The 16,824-nt window shown below is 36.1% G+C and carries 12 protein-coding genes and 1 rRNA gene; 10 read left to right on the top strand and 3 right to left on the bottom strand.

Going from position 1 to position 16,824, the window contains the following annotated elements:
• Positions 1 to 115: 115 nt before the first annotated feature.
• The 4 genes from rrf (at position 116) to OGZ34_RS16460 (ending at position 3,009) form a co-directional block, all read left to right on the top strand.
• Positions 116 to 225 (top strand): 5S ribosomal RNA (gene rrf, locus OGZ34_RS16475).
• A 568-nt stretch (positions 226 to 793) separates the two neighbouring features.
• Entirely contained in the window at positions 794 to 1,786 is a 993-nt protein-coding gene (locus tag OGZ34_RS16470; RefSeq protein ID WP_263360948.1) for a fumarylacetoacetate hydrolase family protein, read from the top strand.
• Positions 1,787 to 2,106: 320 nt separating this feature from the next.
• Positions 2,107 to 2,559, top strand: coding sequence for a DUF1569 domain-containing protein (locus tag OGZ34_RS16465; protein WP_263360947.1), 453 nt, complete (start codon positions 2,107 to 2,109; stop codon positions 2,557 to 2,559).
• Positions 2,560 to 2,574: 15 nt separating this feature from the next.
• Positions 2,575 to 3,009, top strand: coding sequence for a nuclear transport factor 2 family protein (locus OGZ34_RS16460; RefSeq protein WP_263360946.1), 435 nt, complete (start codon positions 2,575 to 2,577; stop codon positions 3,007 to 3,009).
• Positions 3,010 to 3,015: 6 nt separating this feature from the next.
• On the opposite strand, the gene OGZ34_RS16455 is transcribed toward OGZ34_RS16460, so the two are convergent.
• Complete coding sequence (locus OGZ34_RS16455) at positions 3,016 to 3,660, bottom strand: endonuclease III domain-containing protein (protein WP_173967089.1); 645 nt, start codon at positions 3,658 to 3,660, stop codon at positions 3,016 to 3,018.
• Between the two features lie 48 nt (positions 3,661 to 3,708).
• Complete coding sequence (locus tag OGZ34_RS16450) at positions 3,709 to 4,575, bottom strand: alpha/beta hydrolase (protein WP_173967088.1); 867 nt, start codon at positions 4,573 to 4,575, stop codon at positions 3,709 to 3,711.
• Positions 4,576 to 4,714: 139 nt separating this feature from the next.
• On the opposite strand from OGZ34_RS16450, the gene OGZ34_RS16445 reads away from it, so the two are divergent.
• The 6 genes from OGZ34_RS16445 (at position 4,715) to OGZ34_RS16420 (ending at position 14,521) form a co-directional block, all read left to right on the top strand.
• The gene (locus OGZ34_RS16445; protein ID WP_263360945.1) at positions 4,715 to 6,142 is read left to right on the top strand and encodes a glycogen synthase; all 1,428 of its coding nucleotides are present in this window, start codon (positions 4,715 to 4,717) and stop codon (positions 6,140 to 6,142) included.
• The gene (locus tag OGZ34_RS16440) at positions 6,132 to 7,412 is read left to right on the top strand and encodes a glucose-1-phosphate adenylyltransferase (RefSeq protein WP_263360944.1); all 1,281 of its coding nucleotides are present in this window, start codon (positions 6,132 to 6,134) and stop codon (positions 7,410 to 7,412) included. The genes OGZ34_RS16445 and OGZ34_RS16440 overlap by 11 nt, the downstream gene beginning before the upstream one ends.
• Before the next feature lie 36 nt (positions 7,413 to 7,448).
• Positions 7,449 to 9,353 (top strand): 1,4-alpha-glucan branching protein GlgB, encoded by a 1,905-nt coding sequence (gene glgB, locus OGZ34_RS16435; protein WP_263360943.1) that lies wholly within the window; start codon positions 7,449 to 7,451, stop codon positions 9,351 to 9,353.
• Between the two features lie 198 nt (positions 9,354 to 9,551).
• The gene (locus tag OGZ34_RS16430) at positions 9,552 to 11,951 is read left to right on the top strand and encodes a glycoside hydrolase family 31 protein (protein WP_263360942.1); all 2,400 of its coding nucleotides are present in this window, start codon (positions 9,552 to 9,554) and stop codon (positions 11,949 to 11,951) included.
• 88 nt (positions 11,952 to 12,039) lie between these two features.
• Entirely contained in the window at positions 12,040 to 12,852 is an 813-nt protein-coding gene (locus OGZ34_RS16425) for a M48 family metallopeptidase (protein ID WP_263360941.1), read from the top strand.
• 349 nt (positions 12,853 to 13,201) lie between these two features.
• Positions 13,202 to 14,521: an MFS transporter gene (locus OGZ34_RS16420; protein WP_173967082.1), complete on the top strand. Its 1,320-nt coding sequence runs from the start codon at positions 13,202 to 13,204 to the stop codon at positions 14,519 to 14,521.
• 371 nt (positions 14,522 to 14,892) lie between these two features.
• Here OGZ34_RS16420 and OGZ34_RS16415 read toward each other — a convergent pair whose 3' ends face one another.
• Complete coding sequence (locus OGZ34_RS16415) at positions 14,893 to 16,722, bottom strand: serine hydrolase (protein WP_263360940.1); 1,830 nt, start codon at positions 16,720 to 16,722, stop codon at positions 14,893 to 14,895.
• Positions 16,723 to 16,824 lie beyond the last annotated feature (102 nt).

Genomic DNA, 16,824 nt, shown 5'->3' with positions numbered 1-16,824 from the left:
TTTATCTCAGTATGTTAAGATATTTGCTCGCGCAAGAGCAGTAACTAGTGAAAAGTAACTAGTAAAGTGTCTAAGGACTAATTACTATGCACTAAGGACTAATTACTAAAAACCTTAAGGTGGTTATTGCGGCGGGGCTCACCTCTTCCCATCCCGAACAGAGTAGTTAAGCCCGCCTGCGCAGATGGTACTGCAGTTATGTGGGAGAGTATGTCGTCGCCTTTCTTTTTAAAACCCTATCCAAATCGGATAGGGTTTTTTGTTTTATAGCGCTTTTTAAATTCTTGCGTGCTTTGCGTAATGCTTTGCGAACTTTGCGGTTAAAAACAGATCGCGGATTGTACTGATTCACTTCGTGAAAACGCGGATTAGAACGGATTTTTTACTGATCCTGTATTCTTTGGTTAATCTTATGTTTTTTTATGCTGCTTGATAGTGTAGTCCTTACGGGACACCTTTATGGTGGGCAGGTTGTGAGGTGTTACCTGTGGTTGCCAATATTAGACTCCTAACGGAATTACTTAAAAAAGTTTAACAGTATCTGATTGAAATGTACTTTGCATCTTCGTGACTTGGAGAGCAAAAGAAAAGTTTAGCAAACTCATTAAAGAGGAAAGATAAGACTACTATAAATTTTAATAATGGTTTTGTAGATTGTTAGAATTGAACTAATTTTGATAAAACATAAAGTAATAATTATTCAAAATTTAAAGCTTTTTTTCTGTTTTTCTGCATTTATAAGACTTCTAATGGACTTGTAATTGTTGAATTAACCAAATAATATATTAATCATATGAAATTAGCCACTCTAAAGGATGGATCCCGCGACGGACAATTGGTAGTAGTAAATAGAGCATTGACAAAAGCAGTTTTGGTAACGGAAATCGCCAAAACTATGCAAAATGCATTGGATGATTGGAATGTCATCAAACCAAAATTGGAATTTGTATTTCAAGAATTACAAGAAAATAAATTGGAAAATGCCTTTTTATTTGAGACTAATAATGTTATGGCTCCCATTCCGCGAGCTTATCATTGGGCAGACGGGAGTGCTTATGTTACGCATGTAGAATTGGTGCGCAAGGCGCGTAATGCAGAATTGCCGGAGACTTTCTGGACTGATCCTTTGCTGTATATGGGAGCTTCGGATGCTTTTATTGGTGCAAACGATGATATTTTGATAGAAAATGAAGAATGGGGAATTGATTTTGAATCGGAAGTTGCAATTATTACAGATGATGTCCCTGCGGGTATCAATGCGACAAATGCAAAAGAACACATAAAATTGATTGCATTGGTAAATGATGTATCACTTAGAAATTTAATTCCTAATGAATTGGCAAAGCAATTTGGTTTTTATCAATCAAAACCTTGGACAGCTTTTAGTCCTGTCGCTGTTACACCAGACGAATTAGAAAATGCTTGGGATGGAGGTAAAGTGCATTTGCCGCTTATATCGGTTTTAAATAAGCAAAAAATTGGATCACCAAATGCGGGAGTTGATATGGTTTTTGATTTTGGTCAATTGATTTCACATGCTGCTAAATCACGTTCTTTAATGGCAGGAACAATTATTGGTTCCGGTACAGTTGCCAACAAAGGAAGTCTTGATGGTTCAAGTTGTTTGGCTGAAGTACGCTGTTTGGAGATTATTAAAGATGGAAAAGCTTCGACACCGTTTATGATTTTTGGTGACCGAATAGAAATCGAAATGAAAAACAGCAAGGGAGAGTCTGTTTTTGGTAGAATTGATCAAGTTGTTTCACAATACACCCCGATAAATTAGTAAGGATTAAGCGAGAAGGTTTCTCCATCTTTGTTTTTTTGAATGATGACAGAGATAGATAAATTAAATTCGCGTGGATTTGCATAAAGTTCGTAAAGTTTATAATCATGGCTTTGCGAACTTTATGCTTTTATCCTTTTTTACACTGTGCTCTTGGCGCGGTTAAATTAAGATTGTTACAATTGTCCCGCAGGAACTGCAAGGCGGCGTACAATTGAAATTTTAAATTTTTCTAATTTGGATTTAATAATTACACTTTATTTCGAAATTTTTATATTTTTACTTCAAGATTTTTAACTAATTTTTAATAATAAGATGCGATGAAAAATGTTTTTTTAAAGGAAGATTGTGATGAGTTTGTAAAGCGTATCAATTTGCTTGAACCGGAATCAAAAGGTCTTTGGGGGAAAATGGATGTGGCGCAAATGCTGGCGCATTGCAATGTTTCCTATGAGATGGTTTACGACGATATTCATCCAAAACCAGGTTTCTTTTTAAAGTTTATTTTAAAGACATTGGTTAAAAGTAAGGTGGTAAGTGAGACACCGTATAAACATAATAATCCCACTGCATCTCAATTTATTATAAATGATAGTCGTGATTTCGATCTTGAAAGAGATAGATTGATTGCTTATATTAATAAAACGCAATTGTTGGGTGAAAAAGATTTCGACGGTAAAGAATCGCATTCTTTTGGTAGGTTAACTTCGACAGAATGGAGTAATATGTTTGCTAAACACCTGGAGCATCATCTGAGTCAATTTGGAGTTTAATTTTATATTTTGTCTATGAAGGAATTTTACACAGTGATTTTGTTATTTTTAGGACTAATTGTAAATGCACAGCAACAGGAAGTTCAGCAGAGTATCGAAACCTTTTTTGAAGGATTTCATGAGAGAGATACTGTAAGAATGAAATCTGTTTGTGCAGATAAGGTAGTGTTGCAGTCTATTAGTGAGAGTTTGGTTAAAGGAAACAAACTTACAGAGGAGAACTCTGGTAAATTCTACAAATCAATTGCTACAATTCCATCTAATATTAAATTTTCTGAAAAGATTTTAAGTTACAATATTCAAATTGAAGGAACAATAGCACATGTTTGGGCACCCTATCAGTTTTATGTGAATGATAAATTGAGTCATTCAGGAGTAAATACATTTACTTTGTTTAAAGAAAAAGATACTTGGAAAATTATCTACCTGATCGATACCCGGAGAAAATAGCCATTTCTAAGCTATTTCAGTTGCGAAGTAATGACAGGAATCTACAATTAGACATTCTTCGCATTTAGGTTTGGGTCTACAGGTTTCTCGTCCCAGAAAAGAAATTGCCATCCCGATTTCAGACCAAATAGATTTAGGTAAAACCTGCATAAGGTCTTTTTCTATTTTATTTCCATCTTTACTTTCTTTGATAATTCCAATTCTTGGAGCAACACGAATGACATGTAAATCGGCAATAATGCCTTCTGCAGGCTGATGTGTTTCGCGGAGAATGACATTGGCCGATTTTCTTCCAATTCCTTTTAAAGCTGTCAATTCTTTCATAGTTAATGGAATAGCATTATCATTTTGAAGGGTTTTTGCAATTTCCAGAAGCCATTGTGCTTTTGTAGGGTAATTTCGAACCTTGCTTATGTAAGGAATGAAAGTTTCCGAATCGGTTTCGGAGAGACTTTTCAGAGTTGGATACTTTTCAAATAAAGCCGGCGCAATTTTATTGATATTGGCATCAGAATCCTGAGCAGATAGAACCACCATGACCAGTAATTGATAGGTGTTTTGATATTCTAAAGGATGTCTCTTGCCTTTGTATTTACTTAAAATGGGTTCAAGTTTTGTTTCCCATTCGGTTGTCTCTCCAAATAAGTTCATTTTTATTTTCTTTAGAATTAAATAATATAAAATGTAACTATCACAAAATTAAGATGTTTTGATGAAATCTAGTGTTTTTTTGATGACATTTTGATTGCCTAGTATTTTTCGGTGTCCTAAACCTTCTGTTAAATGCAAAGTTCCGTTTTCCAGTTGTTTGTGAATGTGAATTCCGGCTTTTACTGAAACTTCAGGGTCATCGTGATCGTGAATCACCAGTACTGGTATTTTAACTTTTTTAGCGGCTTTATAGGCTGAAAAGTCATCCATTTTTACTTGGTATTTCTCTTCAAAATGGGCACGCATACGTTCACTGATTTCTTGTTTCAATTCCAGTTTTGCGACAAAATCGTCCAGTATATCCTGTACAATATCACCACTGCCAATTATTATTGCTTTTTTTACCTGTAAGCCGTCTTTGATTGCATTTAGAACCGACATTCCGCCTAAGGAATGACCTATAGCAAATTCAAAGGGGCCAAATTGTTTTTCGATTTCTAAAATAGAAGCAATAAATTCAGACATTATAGTACTTTTTCCTTCAGATTTTCCATGTGCCGGAGCATCAAAACTTACAGTCGAATAACCATTTTTTAAAAGTTCATCTGCTATTTTGAATAATTGAGTGCCTCTTCCTGACCAGCCGTGTACCAGTAAAATTTTGTGGTCGCTTTTTCCATACTCATAGGTAACAACACTTTTATTAATTGCGGGGACATAAATCGTTTTTTGAATACTTTTTTGCTCCATCTCCAGTTCGCGTTTTGGAACCTTATGTTTTATTGGGGTTGTGAAAAGTTTTGCAGCATATGAGGTAACCAGTTTTGTCGAAAAAAAGGCGCAAATTTTAGCGGATACAATAATAAACCGGGGAATTTTTAGAGATTTAGTAGGATTATTTTCCTTTTTTGTCATATCAATAATTTTTTTTTGAGGGCTGGACTTTGTTTATTTTTTCCTAAATTTAAAAAAACATAAAAGTAGCACATTAATAGATGTTTACTGAAAAAAATAATTCACAAAATAGTATTTAATACGCATATAAATCTTAAGAATGGAAATATTTCACATCAGTGCAGAGTGTTATCCAATGGCAAAGGTTGGTGGTCTGGCCGATGTGGTTGGCGCATTGCCTAAATATCAGACTAATGCGGGCCATGACGTTCGTGTTGTAATTCCTTGTTATGACACCAAATTTAGGAAAGAAAATGATTTTGAATGTGTTCATTGGGGGAATGTGAAGCTGGGGAATTTTGATTTTCCTTTCAGCGTCCTAAAAGAGACCACAGACAAGTTGGGTTACGAATTGTACCTGATCGAAATTAAGGAATTGTTCGATCGTCCAAATGTATATGGATATGAAGATGACATAGAAAGATTTGTGTCATTTCAGATTGCAACGTTAGATTGGATCACTGCACGAAATAAGGTTCCTGATATTTTAAATTGTCACGATCACCACACCGGATTAATTCCGTTTTTAGTGAAATATACCTATAAATATGAAAGCCTCAGCAAGATACGAAGTGTAATTACCATACACAATGGTTTGTATCAGGGTTGGTTTGGTTTTGATAAATTGCATTATTTGCCTGAGTTTGATTTAAGGCATGTTGGTTTTTTAGAATGGGATCATTCTCTTAATTCATTGGCGGTAGGAATCAAGTGCGCTCATGCCGTAACCACCGTTTCTCCAAGTTATCTGGACGAAATTAATAATGCCGCTAATGGGTTAGAAACATTGTTTAAATCTGTAAGGTATAAATCGAAGGGGATTTTAAACGGGATTGATTTTGAAGTTTGGGATCCTGCCAAAGATCAAATGATTGCGAGTAATTATTCGATTGAAACTTTTGAGATCGGGAAGCAGAAGAACAAAGAAAAATTGTGTGAGCAGTTTGAACTCGATGCATCAAAACCTTTATTTAGTTTTATTGGCCGTTTGTTTGAAGAAAAAGGCGGGGATTTATTGCCACAGGCTTCCGCACTGGCGTTATCTGAAAATTTTGAAAGTATTAATATACTGATTTTAGGATCAGGGAACTCGGTAATTGAAGAACAGTTGGTTCAATTGCGAAATGATTATAAGGGAAATTACAACGTTTTTATTGGTTATAATGAAGAACTGGCACATTTAATTTATGCCGGATCCGATTATATTTTGATGCCTTCGAGAGTAGAACCGTGCGGTTTAAACCAAATGTATGCACTGCGTTACGGAACTGTTCCAATTGTAAGAAGAACAGGAGGATTGAAGGATACCGTAATTGATTTTGGAGACGATGGTAACGGAGTGTGCCACGATCAGGTCTCGGTAGGAGATATTTGCTATTCAATAAATCGTGCCGTGAAATTGTACGAGGATAAGATTAATTTAAAAAAAATAAGAGCGAAAGGAATGGCTACAGATCATTCCTGGGAGCGTGTTTGCCAAGAATACATCGAGATATACAACCTAATAATTGAGAAAAATGAAATTTAAGAAGAAAAATGTAGTTGCCATTATTTTAGGAGGAGGACAAGGATCACGTTTGTTCCCGTTAACAGAAACCCGATCAAAACCTGCCGTTCCGATTGGAGGAAAGTACCGATTAGTAGATATCCCAATTTCCAATTGTATTAATTCCGATATTTTTAAAATATTTGTTCTGACACAGTTCAACTCGGCATCTTTAAACGCGCATATCAAAAACACTTTTAACTTTAGTATTTTCAGCCAATCTTTTGTAGATATTCTGGCTGCAGAGCAAACACCCGATAATCCAACCTGGTTTCAGGGAACTGCTGATGCTGTCAGACAATGTATGTCTCACTTTTTGAAACACGAATTTGATCATGCTTTGATTTTGTCAGGAGACCAGTTGTATCAAATGGATTTTAACGAAATGTTAGAAGCTCATATTGCGGCCGATGCCGCCATTTCGATAGCAACATTACCTGTAAATGCGAAAGATGCGCCTGAATTTGGAATTCTTAAAACGAATCATGAGAGTTGTATAGAAGCTTTTATAGAGAAACCCGATGCTTCGCTATTACCGGAATGGGAATCTGATGTGAGTGAACATATGAAGGAAAAAGGTAAAAAGTACCTGGCTTCAATGGGAATTTATATTTTTAACCGACAATTACTGGAAGAGCTCATGGCAGATCCGGAAACAAAGGATTTTGGAAAAGAAATCATTCCGCAGGCCGTTGGAAAACATAAAATTCTGAGTTACCAATACGAAGGATATTGGACGGATATTGGAAATATTGAATCCTTTTTTGAAGCAAATATTGGTCTAACAGCCGACATTCCGGAATTTAATCTGTTTGATAATGACAATAAAATTTTTACAAGACCCCGATTGTTACCGCCGTCTAAATTTAGAAATTCAACCATTAACCAATCTCTGATTTCTGAGGGATGTATTATTAACGCCAAAGAAATTAAAAGTTCAGTCATTGGAATTCGTTCCAGAATTGGAGAAGGAACTATATTGGAGAACTGTTATGTAATGGGTAATGATTTCTATCAGGACTTAGACGAACTGAACCATGAAGCAATCATCAATAAAATCCATGTGGGTATTGGCGAAAATTGTTTTATACAAAATGCGCTGATCGATAAGAATGTCAGAATTGGAAACAATGTTCATATCAGCGGTGGTAAACATCTGGATAATTTTACTAACGAGTTATACAGTATCAAAGATGGTATTGTTGTGATTAAAAAAGGAGCGGTTCTCTCTGATAATTTTAGAATTGAATAAAAGACTTAAAATTAATTGTTGCCTTAAAAAACAAATATGTCTAAAGTAATCACGCATTCTCTCTTTACTGAATTTGATATTGATTTATTCAAAGCGGGAAAACACTTCCAATTGTACGAGAAATTAGGAGCACATTTAATTGAAGTTGATGGCGTAAAAGGAGTGTACTTTGCCGTTTGGGCTCCTACAGCACAATCGGTTTTTGTTGTGGGGGATTTTAATTACTGGACACAGGGCGAACATCTTTTACAGGTACGCTGGGATTCTTCGGGCATTTGGGAAGGATTTATTCCCGAAGTTTCAAAAGGAGCTTTGTACAAATATAAAATACAATCGAATATTGATGGAATTGTAACCGAAAAAGCAGATCCATTTGCATTATATTGCGAAAAACCGCCTCATACTGCTTCGGTGGTTTGGGATTTGGATTACAACTGGAAGGATGAAAGATGGATGCAATCGCGCCGGGAGAACAATACACTAGACAAACCTCATTCGGTGTACGAAGTACATCTGGGTTCCTGGAAACGTGGCGAGAACAATCGTTTTTTAACGTATTTAGAATTGGCTGATGATCTGGTTGCCTATGTCAAAGAAACCGGCTTTACTCATGTAGAGTTTATGCCTGTAATGGAGTATCCGTACGATCCTTCATGGGGGTATCAATTGACAGGATATTTTGCACCTACTTCGCGTTTTGGAAAACCACAGGATTTTATGGTTTTGGTTGACAAGCTACATCAGGCAGGAATTGGCGTTATTTTAGATTGGGTACCGTCACATTTTCCTGATGATGCACACGGTTTGGGTTTCTTTGACGGATCGCATTTGTACGAACATCCGGATCGCAGAAAAGGGTATCATCCGGATTGGAAAAGCTTGGTGTTTAATTACGGACGTAATGAAGTTCGTGCTTTTCTAATTAGCAATGCTGTTTTTTGGTTACAGAACTACCACGCCGATGGTTTACGGGTTGATGCCGTTGCCTCGATGTTATATCTTGATTATTCCAGAAATGAAGGCGAGTGGGAACCGAATATTTATGGAGGAAGAGAAAATCTGGATACCATAAGTTTTCTTAAAGAATTTAATGAGGTTATCTATGCTAATTTTGACGGAGTTCAAACCATTGCAGAAGAGAGTACATCGTTTCCAATGGTGTCCAGACCAACATTTACCGGTGGTTTAGGTTTTGGAATGAAATGGATGATGGGCTGGATGCATGATACTTTAAAATATTTTCAGAAAGAAACCGTATATCGAAAGTACCATCAGAACGATTTGACCTTTTCGATGACCTATGCTTTTACTGAGAATTTTATGCTGCCTTTTTCGCATGACGAAGTAGTGTATGGAAAAAAATCAATTGCCGGTAAAATGCCGGGCGACGAATGGCAGAAATTTGCTAACTTGAGATTGTTGTACGGTTATATGTTCACACATCCCGGTACCAAGTTATTGTTTATGGGATCTGAGTTTGGGCAAAGCGATGAATGGAATTTTGAGAAAAGTCTGGATTGGCACTTGCTGCAATACGATTACCATTCCGGAATCAAAAAGGTAATTACCGATTTAAATCAATTATACAAAACCCATCCTGCATTGTACGAAAAACAATTTACAGGAGAAGGTTTTGAATGGATCAACTATTCCGATCATCAAAATGCCGTTTTGTCTTATATCCGAAAAGGGAACGACTCTAACGAAAATCTGGTTGTGGTTTGTAATTTTACACAGGTCGTGCGCGAAAATTACAGAATAGGTGTACCGCAAAAAGGAAAACTGCAGGAGATTTTTAATAGTGATGCCATTATTTACGGAGGAAGCGGTATTGGAAATGCTCAGGAATTAAAAATAGAATCGTCGCCTTATGATGGCAGGGATTATTCGGTAGCATTAAATTTACCACCTTTAAGTGTGACCGTTTATTCTTTTACATAAACAATAGGGGATCTCCCGAATTCCATTTTATCAGTTATACGTTCTTATATTATTGATTTGTTTATTTTTTAAGAGGATATTTAACAGCCATTCAGGAAAAACGTTTTCGTGAATAATCCTTTTATTCATAGAGGGTTATCAAGTTTTTTTGTATGTTTGAAAGTGAGATTAGCGTTATACAATTAATACAGAATCCATATGATTACAAATACAGCATTAGAATATAAAGGCGACTTATATCCTTCAAAAATTATTTCGCATGAGCATGAAGGAGACTCTATTTTTTTTCATACCAACAACAAAGTAATCTTAAAAGTCACTATTCTTAGAGACAGTTTAATCCGGTTTCGTTTTACTACAAAAGGATATTTTAGCAATGATTTTTCGTATGCCATTGATAAAACGCAGCTTCATGGGTACAATTTTCTGGAACTCACAGAAGAAGAAACGTATTTTCAAATCAGGACCAGCAAGGTAAAATGCAAAATTCAAAAAGCAGATTTGCGTCTGGCGATTTATGATTTGAATGATTTCCTGATTCTGGAAGACGAACTTGGTTTTCATTGGGAAGAAAGTTACGAATACGGAGGCAACATTGTTAAAATGAGTAAATCCTCTAAAGATGGAGAGTGTTTTTACGGTTTAGGGGATAAGGCAACACAGATGAATCTAAAAGGCAAGAGACTTGAAAACTTTGCCACAGATCAATATGCTTATCAAAAAGAACAAGATCCACTATACAAAGTAGTCCCGTTTTATATTGGTTTGCACAACAAACAGTCTTACGGAATCTTTTTTGACAATACCTTCAGGACCTTTTTTGATTTTTGTCAGGAAAGAAGAAACGTTGCGAGTTTTTGGGCTGAAGGAGGAGAAATGAATTATTATTTTATCTACGGTCCGCAAATGCAGGATGTAGTAACCACTTATACTGATTTAACAGGGAAACCGGAATTACCACCGCTGTGGGTATTGGGTTACCACCAATGCAAATGGAGTTATTATCCCGAAAGTAAAGTAAAAGAAATCACCTCAAAATTTAGAGAACTAAAAATTCCGTGTGACGCCATTTATCTTGACATTGATTATATGGAAGGATTTCGATGTTTTACCTGGAACAAAAACTATTTTCCGGATCCTAAAAGAATGGTCGCTGAATTGGCTGAGGACGGATTTAAAACCGTAGTCATCATTGATCCCGGAATCAAAATAGACAAAGATTACTGGGTTTATCAAGAAGCATTAGAAAAAGATTATTTCTGCAAAAGAGCCGATGGCCCTTATATGAAAGGGAAAGTCTGGCCGGGTGAATGTAATTTTCCCGATTATACAAATCCTGCAGTAAGAGAATGGTGGGCAGGCTTATTTAAAGAATTAGTTTCAGATATTGGAGTAAAAGGTGTTTGGAATGATATGAACGAGCCTGCTGTTATGGAAGTCCCAAATAAAACATTCCCTATGGATGTACGTCACGTATATGACGGAAACCCGTGCAGTCACAGAAAAGCACACAATATTTACGGTACACAAATGGCAAGGGCCACCTATCATGGTGTTAAACGTTTTGCCTATCCTAAACGTCCTTTTGTAATTACAAGATCGGCGTATTCGGGAGCACAGCGTTATACCTCTTCCTGGACAGGCGATAATGTAGCGACCTGGGAGCATTTATGGATTGCCAACATTCAGGTGCAACGAATGAGCATTTCAGGGATGGGTTTTACGGGTTCTGATATTGGAGGTTTTGCCGAACAGCCTACGGGTGAATTGTACGCCCGCTGGATACAGTTAGGCGTATTTCATCCGTTTTGTCGAACGCATTCGTCGGGAGATCATGGCAATCAGGAACCTTGGGCTTTTGATGAAGAGGTCATCAATATTACCAGGAAGTTTGTGAGTCTGCGTTATCAGTTGCTTCCTTATTTGTACACCATGTTCTGGCAGTATATTGAGGAAGGTGTTCCTATGTTAAAACCGTTAGTGTATTACGACCAGGAAGATACACAAACGCATTACCGCAATGATGAATTTATCTTTGGAAATCAAATTTTGGTATGTCCGATCCTTGAACCTAATGCTGTAGGGAGACGTATGTATATCCCAAGAGGCGAGTGGTACAACTATTGGACCAACGAATTTAGCATGGGAGGAAGAGAAGTGTGGATTGATACTAAATTTGATGAAATTCCGGTTTTTGTAAAAGCAGGAGCTATTATTCCGAAATATCCGGTACAGCAATACGTTGGTGAACTTGAATTTGATGAATTAACACTTGATTTGTATTTTAAACTAGGTAAAGAAAAGTCGGTAGTATATGAAGATGCACAGGATGGATACGACTATAAAAAAGGACGTTATAGCTTTTTGTCTTTCAGTACTATTGGAAAAGATAAAGAACTAATCATTCAGTTACACAAAGAAGGAAAATACGATACACCCTACAGTAAATACAAAATCAATTTAATAGGATTGCCGTTTACAGTGACTGAAATCGAAATTGACAATGAAAAAGTACCGTTTGATAAAATTGATTTAGAACGAAATCAATTTTTAATCGTCGAAAAAGGATTTACGGAGCTTCATATTAGTGGTGAGTAAAGAAATCCTGATATTTTTTTTGGTAATTATATAAAACAAGAAAAAAATAATAGTTGTATTTTTGTGTGTTGTTATAAATACCACTATTATGAAAAAATATTTAGTATTAGGCCTTTTTGTCGTAATTCTGGCGGGCAGTTGTGCGACAAATCCAATTACGGGAAAACAAAACTTGAATTTTGTTTCCAATAGCGAATTGTTTCCTTCTTCGTTTCAGCAATACAATACTTTTATAGCCGAAAACAAAGTGATTACAGGAACAGCAGATGCCAAAAAAGTAGAAGCTGTAGGAACAAGAATTAAAGCGGCAGCCGAAAAATACCTGATTTATTTAGGGCAATCGCAATATTTGAAAGATTACCGCTGGGAGTATAAACTAGTAGACAATAAAGAGGTAAACGCCTGGTGTATGCCTGGAGGAAAAATTGTAGTATACTCAGGGATTTTACCCGTAACACAAAATGATTCCGGTTTAGCCACTGTTATGGGACATGAAGTTTCGCATGCTTTAGCCAATCATGGAGCACAAAGAATGAGTGCCGCACAATTACAGCAAATAGGTAGCGTTGCTTTAGGAGCAGCTACAAGCGGTAAAACACAACAAACACAGGAGATATTTACACAGGCATATGGTCTAGGGACTCAGGTTGGTGTAATGCTGCCTTTCAGTCGGGGCAATGAAACCGAAGCGGATAAAATAGGCCTGACTCTGATGGCAATTGCGGGGTACAATCCGGATGATGCAATTTCATTCTGGAGCAGAATGTCGGCGAAATCAGGAGGAGGAAGCACACCCGAATTTATGAGTACGCACCCGTCTGATGCTACAAGGATTGCCAATATTAGAGCTTTAATTCCGGAAGCAAGAGCGACAGCACTTAAAGTGGGAATTATTAAATAACTTCATTGATTATTTAGAAAGAAAAATGGTCTTAACACATAGATACATAGATTTTCATGTGTTAAGAAGAGCTAAAAAAGAAATATATTTCTTTCGCATAGAGAAGATATGTGTATTCAAATAAAGTGAGGCGTCTTTCTTACAAGTACAGAATCCTATGTGACTATGTGTTAAAAGTAATTACACGCAAAGTATTAAAAATATATTTTTTACGATAAACAATTTAAAGCTATTCTTTTTAGGGTAGCTTTTTTTTTAGTGATAATTTATTAATACACGAATTAATGAAAATTGATTTGATTATGATAAAAAAGAGATAAATTCGTAGCCTGTTAACAAAACCATTACTATGAAAAACCTACAAAAAGGAGATAAGAAGCTATTGAATGCCTGGGCATTTTATGATTGGGCAAACTCCGTTTATACACTAACTATCGCATCGGCAGTATTTCCGATTTTTTATGAAGCTTTATTTTCAGACCGTGACCATTATATTGATGTATTTGGCATGCACCTTAAAAACTCAGCTTTAATTAGTTTTATAACAGCAGCGGCCTTTCTAGTAGTATCTTTTATATCCCCTTTGTTATCCGGGATTGCGGATTATGTGGGAAATAAAAAAGCATTCATGAAATTCTTCTGTTATATGGGAGCCTTGTCCTGTATGGGGTTATACTGGTTTGATCTTGGCAATATTTATGTCGGACTGGCTTTTTACTTTTTTGGATTACTGGGATATTGGGGGAGTCTGGTTTTTTACAACTCCTATTTACCGGATATTGCTTTTGAAGAACAGCAGGATAAAATTAGTGCCAAAGGATATTCAATGGGATATATAGGTAGTGTCATTTTGTTGATCATCAATTTATTGATGATTATGAAACCTAAACTTTTTGGTATTACGGGTACTGATGGAGAGGCTGCGATGAAAGCAATGCGTTATTCTTTTATTATGGTGGGAGTCTGGTGGATTTTATTTAGCCAGTATACTTATTATTACTTACCAAAAGGAAGTAAAGCTAGTGGACAAAAATTAACAAGAGCTGTTGTTTTTAATGGTTTTAAAGAGTTAAAGAAAGTTTGGGCTTTGCTAAAAGAAAATATTCCTTTAAGAAGATATTTAAGTGGATTTTTTGTTTCGAGTATGGCAGTACAAACCGTAATGCTTGTGGCTACTTATTTTGGAGCACAGGAAATTCAGTGGGCAACTAAAGAAGACAGTACGATCGGATTAATAAAATGTATTTTAATTATTCAGTTAGTTGCGGTTGTAGGAGCTGTTCTGACTTCCAGAGCTTCTGCTAAATTTGGAAACATTCCTACCTTAATTTTTATCAATAGTATTTGGGCTGTATTTTGTGCTTTGGCTTATTTTATCATTTTGCCTATGCATTTTTATGTTATGGCTACCGTCGCCGGATTTGTGATGGGAGGTATTCAGGCATTATCGCGTTCTACTTATTCAAAACTATTACCTGAGACAGAGGATACCGCTTCCTTCTTTAGTTTTTATGATGTAGCTGAGAAGATCGGAATTGTAATCGGAATGTGTGTTTACGGAATCATTGACCAAATAACAGGAAGTCCACGTGCCGCAATTGTAATTTTAGCCGTCTTTTTTGTTACTGCAATTTTCCTTTTAAGAAGAGTACCAAAAAAGGCACTTTAAGTAAGGATAGAAGTATAAAAAAATAACACGAATTGCACGAATTGTCACTAATTTGTTTGTGGAATTCATTTCACAAATAAGGTTAACGGATTAAAATTTATGTGAATATTATTTTAACACATAGATATAGTTAAAAATGCAGGGGAAGGCGTTTCACTTCAAATAAAACGCATATTACTATGTGAAAGAAATTTATTTCTTTTGTATCCTCTTTTGAGAATTAAAATCTATGTTTCTATGTGCTAAAAATTTTAGTGTTCCAATCATTAAAACATTGATTATAGCTTAGTAGGTGGACAGAAACATAAAAAAAATTCCATGAATTGACACTAATTTGTGTAAATTCGTGGAATTCGTGTTTTACTTCAATATTATTTAGACTTAAGCTGTGTATTGATTTTTGAAAGCATTTGCGCAGCATTTTCATTTTTAGGATTTAGCTCCAGCGATTTTGAATAATTTTCTTTGGCAGGACCCAATTGACCAATTGCTTCATAAATTTCGCCCAAACTGTCAAAAGCATTTGCTGAATTTGGATGTTCAGTGCAATTAAGTGTAAAGATCTGAACTGAAAGATCTGTTAGTTTATTACTGAATAAAGTGTATCCTAAAGTATTGAGATCATCTTCAAAATTATGACCAGGATATTTTAATCTTAATTTTTTAAACTCATCTAAAGCAGTTTCAAACGTATGCTCACTGAATAGTTCTATTAACTGCGTGTGCAGCGTTCTGATTTGCTCCAGAGTAAGATGTAAAAATCGGGTTGTATCCGTTGAACGGGTGATGGTTATGGCTTGTAATTTATTATTAAGTAAGTTAAAATGTATCTGATTGGGGTAATTATCAATTTTAAAAGTATTATTTCCCAAATAATACATTTTTGTTTTCTCGGTATCAAAATTTTCTTTTAAAAATGGAGAGCAGAGATAAAGTAAATTATCTTCTTCAATTATTTTAGACGTCCCCAATCCTTCATACCCGTAGAGAATTTCAGTATAATAACCTTTTATAGCTTCTTTTAAGTGGGATGGAATTGCGATAGGATGTGTTTTGATTGGTTTTGACCAGCCTAGTTTTGTGATAACTTCTTTTTCGATATAAGCCATTACAGGAAGCCTGTTGGGTTTGTCACCATTGGCTAAAACGGCAATCCCGTTGCCATTTTTCATTGTAGCGAGCAAATCGCCTCCGGTTCCGGTATTAGAACCATCATGAGAGAACCAGTCCAGATTTCCGTATCCCAAACTTCTCTGCCAGCCGTAACTCCAGCCACGGGGACCTTTCATGGTAACAATGTTTGTAACCTTAGTTGCCGCAGCTCTTGAAATTACTTTATTGCCTTTTCCTGCTAATGCTTTTTGCATTTCGATCGCAATTAAGGCCAAATCGGCTGGGGTAGACCACAATCCCGAAGGTGCAACCTGAGGAGTTATAGGGATTCCTGTTCGGATTATTTTTCCATTATGGTTATGTACCTTGGCAACATTGGTAAGAAAGCCATTTTCATTGGGCTGAAGCATTGTTGAATTTTGCAGCAGCAACGGATCAAGCAGATTTTCTTTTACAAGTTGTGCCAATGGCTTTTTGAAATGATTTTCGAGAGCACACTGAACAATTACATAACCGCCACCGCTGTATTGCCAGTCGGCTCCGGGTTTAAAAAGAAATTCAATAGGTTTTTTAGAGCGAGGTAATAATTTGCCTTGCAGACTCTGTTCAATAGTAGGGATCGAATCTCCCTGATAATAATCTTCAAAACCACTCTGACTTGTTCCACCAGTATGAGATAGCAGCTGTTTCCAGGTAACCGGGTTGTCTTTGGTGAAAGCACTGTTAGGCAATTGCCATGTTTTGAGGTCTTTTGAGATGGGAGCATCAAGGTTGATTAGTCCTTTTTCTTCCAGCATCGCACAAACGATAGCCACTATAGGTTTTGATATTGAGGCTGTAGAGAAAGCAGTATACTGATCGATTTTTTCCTCAGAATTTGCAGCTTTAACACCCCATTGACTCGTCCAGATTATTTGGTAGTTCTCAAAAACAGCAACACTTAATCCTTTAAGATTGTATTTTGACATCATTTCCGTGGTGCTGCTTTTTAAGCTGTCCAGAGATTCAATTTTAGAAGTTGTTGTTATTTGGGCAAAAGAGAAGGTACAGGAGAAAACCAGAAGCGAAACTAAAAGAGTTTGTTTCATTAGTTTTAATTTTGGATGAATACGGGTTTTAAAAGATAAAGCTCAATAATAAAAGAAGAATAGTGCTGTTTGTTTTTTGATTTGATGATGATAAAGTTCTTT

Origin of the sequence: Flavobacterium collinsii, assembly GCF_946903285.1 — a bacterium.
Classification (GTDB): domain Bacteria; phylum Bacteroidota; class Bacteroidia; order Flavobacteriales; family Flavobacteriaceae; genus Flavobacterium; species Flavobacterium collinsii.
Note: the sequence above shows the minus strand (reverse complement) of the source record. Positions and strands in the feature narration are given on the sequence as shown.